Annotated in this window: 19 protein-coding genes; all 19 read left to right on the top strand. The window is 41.0% G+C overall.

The window, feature by feature from the left end:
* Nucleotides 1-9: 9 nt before the first annotated feature.
* The 19 genes from fliG to flhB all read left to right on the top strand — a co-directional run bounded on the left by fliG (nucleotide 10) and on the right by flhB (nucleotide 14,125).
* A complete protein-coding gene (fliG, locus tag AC3WTL_RS07715) occupies nucleotides 10-1,026 on the top strand; it encodes a flagellar motor switch protein FliG (RefSeq protein ID WP_048009027.1) in 1,017 nt (338 codons plus the stop codon).
* The gene (fliH, locus tag AC3WTL_RS07710) at nucleotides 1,010-1,795 is read left to right on the top strand and encodes a flagellar assembly protein FliH (protein WP_248346930.1); all 786 of its coding nucleotides are present in this window, start codon (nucleotides 1,010-1,012) and stop codon (nucleotides 1,793-1,795) included. Before fliG ends, fliH begins: the two co-directional genes overlap by 17 nt.
* Complete coding sequence (fliI, locus tag AC3WTL_RS07705; protein WP_248346932.1) at nucleotides 1,792-3,108, top strand: flagellar protein export ATPase FliI; 1,317 nt, start codon at nucleotides 1,792-1,794, stop codon at nucleotides 3,106-3,108. The genes fliH and fliI overlap by 4 nt, the downstream gene beginning before the upstream one ends.
* 3 nt (nucleotides 3,109-3,111) lie before the next feature.
* Nucleotides 3,112-3,555 carry a flagellar export protein FliJ gene (gene fliJ / locus AC3WTL_RS07700; protein ID WP_048009024.1) on the top strand — a complete coding sequence of 148 codons (444 nt, stop codon included), beginning with the start codon at nucleotides 3,112-3,114 and terminating at the stop codon, nucleotides 3,553-3,555.
* An 8-nt stretch (nucleotides 3,556-3,563) separates the two neighbouring features.
* Nucleotides 3,564-4,175 carry a MotE family protein gene (locus tag AC3WTL_RS07695; protein ID WP_222496993.1) on the top strand — a complete coding sequence of 204 codons (612 nt, stop codon included), beginning with the start codon at nucleotides 3,564-3,566 and terminating at the stop codon, nucleotides 4,173-4,175.
* Nucleotides 4,176-4,202: 27 nt separating this feature from the next.
* Entirely contained in the window at nucleotides 4,203-5,441 is a 1,239-nt protein-coding gene (locus AC3WTL_RS07690; RefSeq protein WP_248346934.1) for a flagellar hook-length control protein FliK, read from the top strand.
* 12 nt (nucleotides 5,442-5,453) lie between these two features.
* Entirely contained in the window at nucleotides 5,454-5,906 is a 453-nt protein-coding gene (flgD, locus tag AC3WTL_RS07685; RefSeq protein WP_248346936.1) for a flagellar hook assembly protein FlgD, read from the top strand.
* A 14-nt stretch (nucleotides 5,907-5,920) separates the two neighbouring features.
* Nucleotides 5,921-6,313 (top strand): TIGR02530 family flagellar biosynthesis protein, encoded by a 393-nt coding sequence (locus AC3WTL_RS07680; protein ID WP_248346937.1) that lies wholly within the window; start codon nucleotides 5,921-5,923, stop codon nucleotides 6,311-6,313.
* A gap of 69 nt (nucleotides 6,314-6,382) precedes the next feature.
* Nucleotides 6,383-7,189: a flagellar basal body rod protein FlgG gene (gene flgG / locus AC3WTL_RS07675; RefSeq protein WP_222496987.1), complete on the top strand. Its 807-nt coding sequence runs from the start codon at nucleotides 6,383-6,385 to the stop codon at nucleotides 7,187-7,189.
* 53 nt (nucleotides 7,190-7,242) lie between these two features.
* Nucleotides 7,243-7,467, top strand: a complete 225-nt coding sequence (locus tag AC3WTL_RS07670) for a flagellar FlbD family protein (RefSeq protein WP_197214863.1) — start codon at nucleotides 7,243-7,245, stop codon at nucleotides 7,465-7,467.
* Nucleotides 7,454-7,882: a flagellar basal body-associated protein FliL gene (fliL, locus tag AC3WTL_RS07665; protein ID WP_248346938.1), complete on the top strand. Its 429-nt coding sequence runs from the start codon at nucleotides 7,454-7,456 to the stop codon at nucleotides 7,880-7,882. The genes AC3WTL_RS07670 and fliL overlap by 14 nt, the downstream gene beginning before the upstream one ends.
* A gap of 40 nt (nucleotides 7,883-7,922) precedes the next feature.
* Nucleotides 7,923-8,921 carry a flagellar motor switch protein FliM gene (gene fliM, locus AC3WTL_RS07660; protein ID WP_222496985.1) on the top strand — a complete coding sequence of 333 codons (999 nt, stop codon included), beginning with the start codon at nucleotides 7,923-7,925 and terminating at the stop codon, nucleotides 8,919-8,921.
* The gene (gene fliY, locus AC3WTL_RS07655) at nucleotides 8,911-10,209 is read left to right on the top strand and encodes a flagellar motor switch phosphatase FliY (RefSeq protein WP_222496982.1); all 1,299 of its coding nucleotides are present in this window, start codon (nucleotides 8,911-8,913) and stop codon (nucleotides 10,207-10,209) included. The genes fliM and fliY overlap by 11 nt, the downstream gene beginning before the upstream one ends.
* Before the next feature lie 18 nt (nucleotides 10,210-10,227).
* The gene (locus tag AC3WTL_RS07650; RefSeq protein ID WP_222496980.1) at nucleotides 10,228-10,590 is read left to right on the top strand and encodes a response regulator; all 363 of its coding nucleotides are present in this window, start codon (nucleotides 10,228-10,230) and stop codon (nucleotides 10,588-10,590) included.
* Nucleotides 10,591-10,619: 29 nt separating this feature from the next.
* Nucleotides 10,620-11,312 (top strand): flagellar biosynthetic protein FliO, encoded by a 693-nt coding sequence (locus tag AC3WTL_RS07645; protein WP_248346940.1) that lies wholly within the window; start codon nucleotides 10,620-10,622, stop codon nucleotides 11,310-11,312.
* Nucleotides 11,305-11,970: a flagellar type III secretion system pore protein FliP gene (gene fliP / locus AC3WTL_RS07640; protein ID WP_197214866.1), complete on the top strand. Its 666-nt coding sequence runs from the start codon at nucleotides 11,305-11,307 to the stop codon at nucleotides 11,968-11,970. The genes AC3WTL_RS07645 and fliP overlap by 8 nt, the downstream gene beginning before the upstream one ends.
* Before the next feature lie 17 nt (nucleotides 11,971-11,987).
* Complete coding sequence (fliQ, locus tag AC3WTL_RS07635) at nucleotides 11,988-12,257, top strand: flagellar biosynthesis protein FliQ (RefSeq protein WP_009330744.1); 270 nt, start codon at nucleotides 11,988-11,990, stop codon at nucleotides 12,255-12,257.
* Between the two features lie 4 nt (nucleotides 12,258-12,261).
* A complete protein-coding gene (gene fliR, locus AC3WTL_RS07630) occupies nucleotides 12,262-13,038 on the top strand; it encodes a flagellar biosynthetic protein FliR (RefSeq protein ID WP_197214867.1) in 777 nt (258 codons plus the stop codon).
* Between the two features lies 1 nt (nucleotide 13,039).
* Entirely contained in the window at nucleotides 13,040-14,125 is a 1,086-nt protein-coding gene (flhB, locus tag AC3WTL_RS07625; RefSeq protein WP_222496978.1) for a flagellar biosynthesis protein FlhB, read from the top strand.
* Nucleotides 14,126-14,131 lie beyond the last annotated feature (6 nt).

The following is a 14,131-nucleotide window of genomic DNA, read 5'->3' as shown; positions in this document are numbered from 1 at the left end:
GGGTGAAAAATGCCAAAAAAAGAACAAAGAGAACTCACAGGTAAGCAAAAAGCGGCTATTCTTCTTATTTCACTTGGTCCTGATGTTGCATCCTCTGTTTATAAACACTTAAGCGAGGAAGAAATTGAAAAATTGACCCTGGAAATCTCAGGGGTCCGAAAAGTTGATTCGTTTGCAAAAGAAGAAATCCTTGAAGAATTCCATCAAATTGCCCTGGCGCAGGATTATATTACACAGGGAGGAATCGGTTACGCAAAAACAGTTCTCGAGAAAGCACTCGGTACAGAGCAGGCTTCAGTCATTATTAACAGGCTGACTTCTTCTCTTCAGGTAAGACCTTTCGATTTTGCGAGAAAGGCTGATCCGGCACAAATTCTTAATTTTATTCAAAATGAACATCCGCAGACAATCTCCTTGATATTGTCATATCTTGATCCAGCGCAGGCCGGGCAAATTCTGTCAGAGCTGCCGCAGGAAATGCAGGCGGATATTGCAAGAAGGATCGCTGTTATGGATAGTACATCTCCTGAAATTATTAATGAAGTTGAACAGATTCTTGAAAGAAAGCTGTCTTCTACTGTAACTCAGGATTATACTCAGACCGGCGGCATTGAATCGGTGGTCGATGTTCTAAATGGAGTTGACCGTGCAACAGAAAGGACTATTCTGGATGCACTGGAGATTCAGGATCCAGAGCTTGCTGAGGAAATTAAGAAGAGAATGTTTGTGTTTGAAGATATCGTTACCCTGGACAGCCGCGCTATACAGCGCGTTATCCGTGATTGTGAAAGTGAGGACCTTATGCTTTCATTGAAAGTGTCGAGTGATGAAGTCAAAGAAATCGTCTTTAAAAATATGTCTTCAAGAATGGTTGAAACCTTCAAAGATGAAATGGAATATATGGGTCCTGTGAGATTAAGAGATGTTGAAGAAGCCCAATCAAGAATAGTTGGCATTATCCGCAGGTTGGAAGAATCAGGGGAGATCATCGTCGCTCGCGGCGGAGGAGATGATATTATTGTCTAGGCTAATAAAATCATACTCTCCCGCAGTGCCGAAAGAAGAAAAGAAAGTCATTTCGATCAGACTGATGCAAAGCAATTCAAACCCTATTGAAGAGGCAGTGGAGCAGAGTGCGGCTAGCCCCCATGAAGAGATTCAAGCCATGCTGAACAGCGCTCATGAAGAAGCTGAGAGGATTGTAAACGCTGCAAGAATAGATTCTGAAAATGTGGCCCGGCAAATGGACGAACAGCGCATGGCGCTTGAACAGGAAAAACAAAAAATATTTGAAGATGCCAGAATAAAAGGGTTTGCTGCTGGAGCTGATGAAGGCAGACAAAGCGGTCACAGGGAATACAGTGAACTGATTCATATGGCAAGAGAAGTTGTAAACACTGCCAAACATGATTATCAGCAGCACATCGAATCATCTGAACGGACCATTCTGAACATCGGATTAAAGGTTGCAGGGAAAATACTCAGCGAAGCACTTGAACAGAATAGTGACCAATTCCTTTCTATAGTAAAAAGGGCTTTAAAAGAAGCGAGAGAATATACTGAGATTCAGCTCCATGTACACCCAATGTACTATGATTTGCTTCTATCCCATAAGGAAGAACTAATCCGGGTATTTCCTAAAGAGACAGATTTATATATTTATCCGGATGAGGAACTAAGTAATACAAGCTGCATAATTGAATCAGCCAACGGACGAATTGAAGCCAGTGTTGACAGCCAGCTTGAAGAAATAAAAAGAAAACTCTTTGAGATGCTGGAGAGTGAACCAAATTGAATCTTGAACAGCTGATCAGCGAGATAGAAAAAATTGATAGCTTTAAGCGTTTTGGCAGAGTAAAAAGAGTAGTGGGTCTGATGATTGAGTCCCAAGGCCCGGAAAGTTCTATTGGGGATGTATGTATTATTCATATCGGCAAAGGACACACAAGAAAGATCCAGGCGGAAGTAGTCGGATTTAAGAATGAGAATGTGATACTTATGCCTTATACAGATGTACAGGATATTTCACCAGGCTCTCTTGTCGAGACAACCTCGAGACCTCTTGAGGTGAAGATAGGCCCGGCTCTAATTGGACAGGCAATAGACTCACTCGGAAAGCCTCTAGATGGGTCCATGCTCCCAAAAGGGCTGACGCCAGTCCTAACGGAACAAACTCCTCCTAATCCTCTGAAAAGACCGCCGATCTCTGAACCTATTGAAGTAGGTGTAAGAATGATCGACAGTCTGCTGACTGTGGGAAACGGACAGCGGGTCGGGATATTTGCAGGAAGCGGAGTTGGAAAGAGCACTCTTCTTGGAATGATAGCCCGCAATACTAATGCAGATCTAAATGTGATTGCCCTTATTGGCGAGAGGGGCAGAGAAGTAAGGGAGTTTATTGAGAGAGACCTGGGGCCGGAAGGGCTGAGAAGATCCATAGTGGTTGTAGCTACGTCTGATCAGCCGGCACTCATGAGAATTAAAGGGGCATACACAGCCACAGCAATTGCTGAATATTTCAGGGACAAAGGCTTAAATGTCATGTTAATGATGGATTCAGTAACCAGGGTGGCAATGGCTCAGCGGGAAGTCGGCCTTGCAGTAGGAGAACCGCCAACAACTAAAGGCTATACGCCATCTGTTTTTGCTGTACTACCTAAGCTGCTTGAAAGAACAGGTACAAACGAATACGGCTCTATAACGGCATTTTATACCGTACTGGTGGACGGCGACGATATGAATGAACCAATCGCAGATACTGTCAGGGGAATATTGGATGGACACTTTGTTCTTGACCGGTCATTAGCGAACAAGGGGCAGTATCCAGCTATTAATGTCTTGAAAAGTGTAAGCCGTGTAATGAATCATATAGCAGATGCATCTCATGTTAAATCAGCTGAAAAGGTAAGAGAAATGCTGAGCACATATATCAATGCAGAGGATTTAATTAATATTGGAGCCTACAAACGCGGCTCATCGATGGAAATAGATGAAGCCATAAGATTATATCCTTCGATCATCTCTTTTTTGAAACAAGAAACGAACGAAAAAATTTCTATCTTGGAAAGCATTGGCCAATTAAAGGGATTAGCTGGAAAAGGGGAATAAAAAATGCAGTACCAATTTAAATTCAATAAAATCCTGACGATTAAAGAAAGAGAAAAAGATCAGGCATTTGATGTATATAATCAGGCTGTAAAACGATTTGAAGAAACTGCAAAGAAACTGTACGATCTGCTGAAAAAGAAAGAAGATCTGGAAGAATATCAGCAATCAAGACTGGCTGAAGGACTTCCGGTTCAGGAAATCAGGCATCACCAGCATTTTGTGAGCAGCCTTGAGAAAACAATTGACCATTATCAAAAGATGGTGGCAAATGCAAGAAGCCAAATGAATTTTCAGCAGGAAAAACTAATGGAAAAAAATATTGAAGTAAAGAAGTTTGAAAAAATGCAGGAAAGAGATTTAGCAGGCTTTTTGGAAAGCATGAAGCAAGCAGAAGGAAGGCAAATGGATGATATCTCGATTCAGCTGTATATGAATCGGGGAAATTAGGTGGTTAAATGGAAAAAATACCAGAAGAACAAGAGACACGCAAAACTAGCCGGTTTCAATGGTTTATATTTGCTTTCTTAATTCCGATTCTGTTCGGAATAACCGTAGCCCTGCTGGTTTTCACGCTATCAGGAAACAATATTTTTGAAACAGCCAAAAAATATAGCCAGGAAGTGCCATTTCTAGCTTCAGTTTTTAATGATAAGAACTCCCGTTCACAGGAAGTTATGGAAGAGCAGCTCATCGGAATGCAGGCAGAAGTTAAAGATCGGGAAGCAAGAATATCTCAGCTGGAAAGCCAGCTTGACAGCAAAGAGCTGGAAATAGAAAGGGCAGGGCTCGAAAAGCAGAGACTGGAGGAAGAAATCAGCGAGCTTACGGCTATAAAGGAAGAGAACAAGCGGGCCTTTAAAGATATCGTAAAGACTTATGAAAACATTTCTGCTAAAAAAGCAGCACCCATTTTAAGTGAGATGAAGGATGAAGAAGCAGTAAAAATCCTTGCAAATGTTAATTCTGATACGCTGGCTGACATTATGGAAAAGATGAATCCCGAAGATGCCGCACGTTATACAGCACTCCTGACAGCTGCTAAAAAAGCAGGCGGATCAAATAATTAACAGAAATCCTGAAAGGAGGTGAAATAGGTGCAAATCGGAGGATTAGGATTCATTCAGTCACAATATTCATCCGAAGATAAATTATCTCTGCAGGATGCACCGGGCAGTGGTTTTGGAAGTCTTTTCTTCGCTTTAACCGGAACCGCCAAACCGCAAGGAGAAAGCTTAACTTCTCCAGCAGATGAAAATGAGATCGGACAGTTAAAAGAAATTATTGAATTTCTAAAAGTAAGTGAGATCACGGAAGCAGAAAACGGAAGCGAGCTGCTAGATAAGATTTCCTTTCAAAATGAAACTGACATTATTGATATCATTTCAGAGCAGCTGGATCTTTCACAGGAAGAATTGGTGCAGATGCTTGAAGGTTTTATTGAACAGGTTCTGCCGGAAGTAAAGCTTAAGGATGTATATCCCGAACAAGATATAGATGCAGAAAATAAAATCCGTTTTTTAATATCCGCAATCTCCAATTTTGAACAAAACGAAGGCATCAACTTGCAGGGGAAAGATCTTAGCGGGGCATTGAAAGTTCTGAAATTGTATGAATTGCTTTCTGCGAAACAAGACTTTCACACTAGTAAACTAAACCTGAAAGATTTCCTGAAAGATGTTCAAGTGAGAATTGAGAGTCTGATAAACAATAGAGAGGGTATTTTACAGAAGATTTTCACCCCGCTCGCAAGCGAATTAAACTCTATAAAACAACAAAATAATGCAGCTAAAGAACCCGCGGGTGAGACTGCTGCTAAAATCGTACACAGAGCAGAAACTGGTTTACAGGGATTTATTCAGATTCCATCCTTTTCAAAACCTGAACAGATGACTCTCCTGAATCCTCAGGGAAAGACATTAAGTGCAGACCAGCTTATGCAGCAATTTGAAAACATATTATCAAGGAGCAGCTTCCTCAAAACGGGAGGGACACAAAAGTTATTTATTAAGCTGAACCCTGACCATCTAGGAGCGCTGCGAATAGAACTTATTCAAAAGGACTCGGCGATGATTGCGAGGATACTTACTTCCTCCGGAGCAGCAAAAGAAATTCTGGATTCACATATTAACGGATTGAAGCAGGCCTTCAGTTCACAAAATATCCAGATTGAGAGAATAGAAATCTCTCAGCAAATGACGCAGCAGGATCGGTCTTTTAACAAAGATCCCCAGCAGCAGGAACAGAGGCAGCAGAACAAGGATGATCAGAATCCGCAGCCTGAAAGAGAATTTAACAGCTCTTTTGAAGAAGCACTTCTTAATACAGAAGCATAGGAGTGATAGTAATTGGCAAATACAATAGATCCTTCCCTAATGCTATCAAACTACCAAAGCCAAACCCGAAAAACCGGCTCAGATATATTAGGCAAAGATGATTTCCTGAAGATTCTAATGACACAGCTGCAAAACCAGGATCCTATGAATCCGATGCAGGACAAGGACTTCATTGCGCAAATGGCAACCTTCTCGTCTTTGGAGCAGATGACCAATATGAATAAGACGATGGAGAAGTTATTGGCTTTTCAAGAGCAGAACCAGCTGATGACATACAATAACTTTCTGGGGAAAAATGTAACCTGGCATAAATTGACCGAATCAAGTGAACCAAACCAGGATCCAAGTATAGAAGAAGGAACTGGAAGAGTAGTCTCTATCCAGTATAAGAATAATTCTGCAATATTTATTTTGGATGATGGGACGGAGCTAGAACCAGCAAATATTTCTCAACTAAATGAATAAAAGGAAGTGAGTGGGTGGATAAACTAATTTTTCGTCCGATCCACACCCAGCCGGTAATTACACCAAAAGGGAATGCCGTTCAAACTTCAAAGCCATCAAAAAATACATTCTCTGCCCACCTCCAGACAGCCTTGCGGACCGAGTCCCAATTAATCGTCAGTAAGCATGCAAAACAGAGACTCCAACAGAGAGGTATAGATATTAATGCAGAGCGATGGGGGCAAATTGAAGAGAAAGTACAGGAAGCTAAGCAGATGGGTGTTAAAGAATCACTGGTATTGCTTGAAGATGCAGCACTTATTGTAAGTGCAAAGAATAATACAGTGATTACTGCGATGGATCGCAAAGAAGCTAAAAACCAAATATTCACAAATATTAATGGAACCATAATACTGGATAATAACTAGGCTGGACCGTATAAGGAAGCCTAAGCTGCGGACTGACAGAAGCAGCATAAAGAGAGGAGCAACTTACTTATGTTACGTTCAATGTATTCAGGAATAAGCGGAATGAAAAACTTTCAGACAAAGCTGGATGTTATTGGGAATAATATTGCGAATGTTAATACTTTTGGATATAAAAAGGGTCGGGTTAACTTTAAAGATATGGTGAGTCAGACTATTTCAGGTGCAACAGGCAGTGGAGACAATTCAGGCGGTATTAATCCTAAGCAGGTTGGCCTTGGTTCTCAATTATCCTCAATTGATACAATTGATACACAGGGGAGTTTACAAACTACTGGCCGTGTATTGGATATAGGGATTCAAGGTGATGGCTATTTAATGGTTCAGCGAGGGAATAACACCTATTACACCCGCGCTGGAAATTTGTATCTGGATGATGATGCAAACCTGGTTACAGCATCAGGAGATAAAGTAAAAGGAGCTGATGGGACAGCTATCCGATTAAATGGAGGGGATGCTACCGTAATTAAGAGTTTAAGTATATCAAATGATGGAACTATAAACTTCTTAATAGACGGGAACGATACACTGCAGACTGCCGGACCAATTGGAATAGCACGCTTTAATAATAATGGCGGTCTTGAAAAATTTGGAGATAATCTCTATAAGGACACTGTAAACTCAGGTGATGCAGTCCCATTAACCCCGGGAGAAGACGGTGCAGGAGTACTCGTTTCCGGTACACTGGAAATGTCCAACGTAGACCTGTCAGAAGAATTCACTGAAATGATCACAGCACAGCGCGGTTTCCAGGCAAACACACGAATCATTACAACATCAGATGAAATCCTGCAGGAGCTTGTTAATTTAAAACGTTAATCTAAAGGAGGGCCAGGGCTGAAGGTACAGGATCTTTAGCCCTGAAATAAACATTGATTAAAGTATCTCGCCTGAACGGCAAAACTTTTGTATTGAATGCTTTGTACATAGAAACAGTAGAGTCTTTTCCAGATACGACAATTACGCTCACGAATGGGAAGAAGTATGTTGTAAAGGAATCTGAAGATCGAGTCATGCAATCGATTTTAGAATTCTATCAATCTGTTAATCTACTGGGGCAGCAGCTGGCGGAGGGAAATGAAAATGAAGAACAATAAGCTGTTAATGATAATGTTAATGATGCTTGTAGCAATCACGCTTATAGGAGCTATTGCCCTGGTGCTTGTAATGAAGTTTTCGGGTGATAATGAAACAAAAAAGCCGACCATTGATGAAGTGCTGGAGGCCTCTGTGGATATTCCGCAAGTTACAGCTAATTTAGCGAGTGATGATTATATCAGGATTTCTTTTAAAATCCAGACTGAAAACAAAAAAGCAAAAGAGGAATTGCAAAAAAGAGATTTTCAGGTTAAAAACCTCATCATTCAGGAATTGTCCGAAATGAAAGCAGAGGATATACAGGGGAAAGAAGGCCAAATCAAGCTGCAGGAAGATTTGAAAACTAAGATAAACGGTTTAATGCAAGAAGGAAAGATCGTACAGGTGTACATAACTGAATCTCTCCTCCAGTGAAAACCAAATAATTAACAGCAATAAATGGAGGTGAGGATTCATGTCAGGTGAGGTCTTATCGCAGAGCGAGATTGATGCCCTGCTTTCGGCTCTCTCTACCGGAGAAATGGATGCAGATGAGTTGAAAAAGGAACAAACTGAGAAAAAAGTAAAAGTTTATGATTTTAAAAGAGCATTAAGATTTTCTAAAGATCAAATACGAAGTTTAACGAGAATTCATGAGAATTTTGCCCGGCTTCTAACTACCTTTTTTTCGGCGCAGCTGAGGACCTATGTGCAGATTTCGGTTGCTTCTGCAGACCAGATACCATATGAAGAATTTATACGGTCCATACCGAAAATGACCATATTGAATGTAATTGAAGTGCCCCCTCTGGATGGAAGAATTCTCATGGAAGTGAACCCAAACGTCGCATATGCCATGATGGACAGGCTGATGGGCGGCAGAGGAACAAGCATTAATAAAATTGATAATTTAACAGAAATTGAAACAAAAATCATGTCAGCTACATTTGAAAGGGCCTTTGAAAACTTAAGGGAAGCCTGGAGTACAATCGCTGACATTGATCCGATATTATCTGATTTTGAGGTAAATCCGCAATTTCTGCAAATGGTCTCTCCAAATGAAACAGTTGTCGTAATCTCACTAAATACGATCATTGGGGAAACAAGCGGAATGATTAATATCTGTATTCCTCACGTTGTTCTTGAGCCCATTATTCCTAAGCTGTCTGTACATTATTGGATGCAGACGGACAAAAAGGAAAGGGAACCGGAGGTCATTGCAAGGCTAGAACGAAACATTCAGAAAGCCGAAGTACCGGTCATATGTGAGCTCGGCGGTTCTGACATAGCCATACAGGATTTCTTAACACTCGATATTGGAGATGTTATTGAGTTAAACCAGGGGATTGACCAGGCTCTTACAATAAAAGTCGGCAATATCCCAAAATTCATCGGACAGCCCGGAAAAATGAATAGAAAAATGGCAGTGCAAATTTTAGACACTGTGAAAGGGGGAGATGAGGATGATGAGTGATGATATGCTTTCGCAAGATGAAATTGATGCTCTATTAAGGGGAGCAGCAGACGACAGTGACGAAACAGACAGTTATAATGAGGCATTTTTTCAAACTGAGGATTATTTGTCCCATATGGAGCAGGATGCTCTGGGTGAAATCGGCAATATCTCATTTGGAAGCTCTGCAACAGCTTTGTCTACTTTGTTAAATCAAAAAGTTGATATCACTACACCTGCTGTATCAGTTGTTTTGCGCAAAAAATTAGCTGATGAATTCCCGCATCCTTATGTAGCAATTCAGGTGAATTATACGGAAGGCTTCTTTGGAAGCAACCTGCTTGTAATTCAGCAATCAGATGCAGCCATCATTGCTGACTTAATGCTTGGGGGCGATGGTACCAGCCCGGCTGACCTAATGGGGGAGATTCAGTTAAGCGCCGTTCAGGAGGCAATGAACCAGATGATGGGTTCTGCAGCCACTTCTATGTCAACCATCTTTGGTAAAAAGGTAGATATTTCACCGCCGGCAATCGATATTCTTGATTTGCCTCAGGGAGAAGGTGCCGATCGAGTCCCGGCTGATGACATGCTTGTAAGAATTTCTTTCCGTTTGAAAATTGGCAGTCTGATTGACTCGAATATTATGCAGCTGCTTCCTTTTGAATTTGGCAAAAGCCTTGTAAATGAATTATTAAATCCGGGTCAGGATCTTTCAGAAAATAGCACTTTCTCTGAAGAGAAGCCAGCGGCGCAAACACAGCACGATTATAAGGAAAGCCAGGTTTCTTATGATCATAAACCTGAATCACACACAGGCGGACTAGCTCAGGCTTATACTCAAACGAGTTATTCCGGAGAGCAGCCGGCATATTCGCAGCCGGTAATGAGTCAGGCAACAAACCCTCAAAGCTATCCGCCTGCTCAAAACCAGGCTCAGCATTCCGGACCGCAGCATTTCGGAGGCACTTATGCAAATGGAGTGCAGCCGAATGTACAGCCGGCAGCCTTTTCGAGTTTTGAACCATACCATATGCAGGAGACAGAAACAAAAAATTTAGATATGCTTTTGGATATACCGCTTCAGGTAACGGTCGAGCTGGGAAGGACCAAACGTTCCGTAAAGGAGATTCTTGAATTGTCTTCCGGTTCAATTATCGAACTGGATAAACTGGCAGGTGAACCTGTTGATATTCTGGTGAATAACCGTTTAATTGCACAGGGTGAAGTGGTTGTCATTGATGAAAACTTTGGTGTGAGAGTTACAGATATTATCAGCCAGAGTGACCGAATAAAAAAATTAAGATAAAAAGCGGGGGTTATTAGAATGGCACATAAAATTTTAATAGTTGACGATGCAGCTTTTATGCGAATGATGATCAAAGATATTTTATCCAAGAATGGGTATGACGTAGTAGGCGAAGCTGCTGACGGTTCACAGGCTGTTGAAAAATATAAGGAAACACAGCCTGACCTTGTCACAATGGATATAACCATGCCGGAAATGGATGGAATTACAGCTCTGAAAGAAATTAAAAAATTAAATCCAGCTGCAAAAGTCATTATGTGTTCTGCAATGGGCCAGCAGGCGATGGTTATTGATGCCATTCAGGCTGGAGCAAAGGATTTTATTGTAAAACCGTTCCAGGCTGATAGAGTACTGGAAGCAATCGGCAAAACTTTGGGATAGTCATTATTCTTTTTAGAGGGTGCAAAATAGTGTGTAATGTAAAGAAAGTGATTTCTTTGCTGCTGTTGTTTTCAATTGTTCTGCTGGGCGTGCAGCCGCAGGCCCAGGCAGAGCAATTGAATAATAGTGTTAAAGAATGTATGAAAAATCCTGAGGAATGCGGAAAACAGGAGTTAAAAGAATCAAAGGATTCAAAGGATTCAAAGACAGCAGAAGGACAGAAAGAACAGGATGAAAGCGGCAAAATTGGCCTTACTTTTTGGGATTTTATAAAGATGATTTTAGCAACAGGCTTCACGATTGGATTACTGTATGGTCTCCTAAAGTTCATCAATAAAAAAAGTAAGGTGTATAACAGGTCACAATTGGTTGAAAACCTTGGAGGGACAGCTTTAGGTGCAAACAGGTCAATTCAGCTGATTAAGGTTGGAAAACGCATTTTGGTAGTAGGGGTAGGAGAAAATATTCAGCTGTTAAAAGAAATAGACAACTCAGAAGAGTACAGCCAGATCATCAAAGAACATAATGACAAACTGGAACAGCTTATCCGTCCAAGCGACATTGTGACAAAGGTGATGAAAAGAACACAGCAAACAGAGGAAAACAAGCAAGGCAGCCAAAACTTCAGTGCACTGCTCGGGATTCAGCTGGATGAAATGAAAAAGGGCAGAAAAAAACTGTTTGATGAGTTAGAAAGAAAGGGCCAGAAGAAAGATGAATGAATTCATGGAGTTTTTTAATAGCAGCTCTCCTGAAAATGTATCTGCATCTGTGAAGCTTTTTTTATTGCTGACGGTACTTTCTCTCGCACCGAGTATTCTAATATTAATGACATGCTTTACAAGGATTGTCATCGTTCTTTCCTTTGTCAGAACGGCGCTTGCTACTCAGCAAATGCCGCCGAACCAGGTTATAATCGGCCTATCCTTATTCCTGACATTCTTTATTATGGCTCCAACCATGCAGGAAGTGAACAAACAGGCTTTAACTCCTTTATTCAATGAAGAAATAAATCTGGAACAAGCGTATGAAAAAGCATCAATACCCTTCAAGGAATTTATGAGTGCCCATACAAGGCAGAAGGACTTGGCTCTATTTCTTGAATACTCCGGGGCTGAAGCGCCGGCTTCCATTGAAGATATTCCGCTTACGAGTCTTGTTCCGGCATTTGCCATAAGTGAAATTAAGACAGCTTTTCAAATTGGCTTTATGATTTTTATTCCTTTTCTGGTTATCGACATGGTTGTTGCAAGTGTGTTGATGTCCATGGGGATGATGATGCTTCCTCCGGTTATGATTTCGCTTCCGTTCAAAATATTATTATTTGTACTTGTGGACGGATGGTACTTAGTAGTTAAATCCCTTTTACAAAGCTTTTAAGCAGGTGAACATTCAGAATGACTCCAGAAACAGTTATATCCATTGCAGAAAGAGGGATCATCACTGTATTGATGATTTGTGGTCCCTTGCTAATTTTGGCACTAGTAGTCGGCTTAGTTGTCAGCATTTTTCAGGCTACAACTCAAATTCAGGAACAGACGCTGGCTTTTATTCCTAAAATTGTAGCGGTCCTTGTAGGTGTTGTATTCTTTGGTCCTTGGATGCTTAGCCACATGCTCTCGTATGCAAATGAGATTTTCTCTAATTTGACCAGGTTTGTAGGCTGATGACATGTTAGATTTTCTGCCTTCTTTTCCTGCCTTTTTACTTATTTTTGTAAGGGTGACATCTTTCTTTTTAATGATGCCCCTTTTTTCTTACAGATCCATCCCGGCATCACACAAAATTGGCCTAGGCTTCTTTTTGGCCTGGATTATGTTCCTGGGCATGGATGTCCCTGCTCTTGAAATTGACGGCACATTTTTTCTTTTAACCATAAAAGAAGCATTGGTTGGGCTGATGGTTGGATTTATTGCCTATTTAATCCTTTCAGCCATTCAAATTGCCGGAGGATTTATTGATTTCCAGATGGGTTTTGCCATTGCGAATGTGATTGATCCGCAGACAGGAGCGCAGAGCCCTTTAATGGGACAGTATTTGTATACGATCGCTCTCTTTTTTTTATTAACCGTTAATGGCCACCATCTCATGCTTGATGGAGTGTTTTACAGCTATAATTTTATCCCGCTGGATCAGGCATGGATTTCTTTCGGGGATGAAAATATGGCTGAATATGTCATTAAAGCCATGAATACGATGTTCGTTATTGCCTTTCAGATGTCCATCCCTGTTGTCGGCAGTCTGTTTCTTGTAGATGTTGCGTTAGGGATTGTCGCCAGGACAGTTCCGCAGCTAAATGTTTTCGTCGTAGGACTTCCTTTGAAAATAGGCGTCAGTTTTATTGTTCTGATCGTTGTTATGAGTGTATTAATATATGCTTTTTCCCTTGCGATTGAAACGATGCTGCAGACAATGAGAGGGCTTATGGAGCTTATGGGAGGTTCATAGAATGAGGTTACTGCTTTCTCTAGATCTTCAGCTGTTTTCTGGAGAAAAAACAGAAAAAGCCACTCCGAAAAAAAGGCAGGATTCCAGAAAAAAAGGACAAGTAGCCAAAAGCCAGGATGTTAATACAGCCATCGTCCTTTTAGCTGTGTTTCTGTTTTTGCTGTTTGCCGGATCGTATTTGAAGAATATCATCCTTTATATATTTACGCATTCATTTAATGATTATATGATGATGCCGCTGACAGAGGCGAATGTTCAGGTGATTTTTCTTGATGTACTAAAGGAACTGGTGCTTTTTTTAGGTCCTATCATGCTGATTGCTATGCTTGCGGGTATAGCTGCAAATTTCATGCAGGTAGGTACTCTTTTTTCAACAGAAGCCATACAGCCTAAATTGGAGAAACTGGATCCAATAAAAGGCTTTAAGCGCATTTTTTCAATGAGGGCAATCGTGGAGCTGCTAAAGTCAATGCTTAAGATTGCTTTTGTCGGTGTCGCTGCGTTTACCGTTTTATGGTTAAGGATAGATGAAATATTATTTCTTTCTCAAAAATCAGCAGGAACGGCGATGGCCACAATTGCCAGCCTGACCGTTCAAATGGGTTTAATTGCTTCAGCGGCACTGCTATTTTTATCCGTCTTGGACTATCTGTATCAAAAATACGATTTTGAAAAGAACATTCGCATGTCAAAACAGGACATTAAGGATGAACACAAAAATATTGAAGGGGATCCGTTAATTAAATCCAAGATTAAGCAAAGACAGAGGGAAATGGCAATGAGAAGGATGATGCAGGAAGTCCCAAAAGCGGATGTGGTTATTACCAACCCGACACATTTTGCCATAGCCTTGAGCTATGATGAAACAAAAAGTGATGCTCCTATTGTAGTGGCGAAAGGTGTGGACTTTGTTGCCCAAAAGATTAAATTAATCGCAAAGGAGCATGATGTGATCGCTGTTGAAAACAGGCCGCTTGCCAGGGCTCTTTATACTCAGGCAGAAATTGGCCAGGCTATCCCTGAAGAGTTTTTCAAAGCTGTTGCAGAGATTTTAGCTTATGTGTACAGAACTAAAAACAAAATTTAACTAAAG

This window comes from Cytobacillus sp. EB106-05-05-XG126 (genome assembly GCF_058791715.1).
The sequence above is the reverse complement of the archived record's forward strand: the minus strand, read 5'-3'. Positions and strand labels throughout refer to the sequence as shown.

What these genes read in the sequence shown, in the direction of transcription:
- fliG (WP_048009027.1), top strand. Translation starts at nt 10, where the DNA reads ATGCCAAAAAAAGAACAAAGAGAACTCACAGGTAAGCAAAAAGCGGCT.
- fliH (WP_248346930.1), top strand. Translation starts at nt 1,010, where the DNA reads ATGATATTATTGTCTAGGCTAATAAAATCATACTCTCCCGCAGTGCCG.
- fliJ (WP_048009024.1), top strand. Translation starts at nt 3,112, where the DNA reads ATGCAGTACCAATTTAAATTCAATAAAATCCTGACGATTAAAGAAAGA.
- AC3WTL_RS07695 (WP_222496993.1), top strand. Translation starts at nt 3,564, where the DNA reads ATGGAAAAAATACCAGAAGAACAAGAGACACGCAAAACTAGCCGGTTT.
- flgG (WP_222496987.1), top strand. Translation starts at nt 6,383, where the DNA reads ATGTTACGTTCAATGTATTCAGGAATAAGCGGAATGAAAAACTTTCAG.
- fliL (WP_248346938.1), top strand. Translation starts at nt 7,454, where the DNA reads ATGAAGAACAATAAGCTGTTAATGATAATGTTAATGATGCTTGTAGCA.
- fliM (WP_222496985.1), top strand. Translation starts at nt 7,923, where the DNA reads ATGTCAGGTGAGGTCTTATCGCAGAGCGAGATTGATGCCCTGCTTTCG.
- fliY (WP_222496982.1), top strand. Translation starts at nt 8,911, where the DNA reads ATGATGAGTGATGATATGCTTTCGCAAGATGAAATTGATGCTCTATTA.
- AC3WTL_RS07650 (WP_222496980.1), top strand. Translation starts at nt 10,228, where the DNA reads ATGGCACATAAAATTTTAATAGTTGACGATGCAGCTTTTATGCGAATG.
- fliP (WP_197214866.1), top strand. Translation starts at nt 11,305, where the DNA reads ATGAATGAATTCATGGAGTTTTTTAATAGCAGCTCTCCTGAAAATGTA.
- fliQ (WP_009330744.1), top strand. Translation starts at nt 11,988, where the DNA reads ATGACTCCAGAAACAGTTATATCCATTGCAGAAAGAGGGATCATCACT.
- fliR (WP_197214867.1), top strand. Translation starts at nt 12,262, where the DNA reads ATGTTAGATTTTCTGCCTTCTTTTCCTGCCTTTTTACTTATTTTTGTA.
- flhB (WP_222496978.1), top strand. Translation starts at nt 13,040, where the DNA reads ATGAGGTTACTGCTTTCTCTAGATCTTCAGCTGTTTTCTGGAGAAAAA.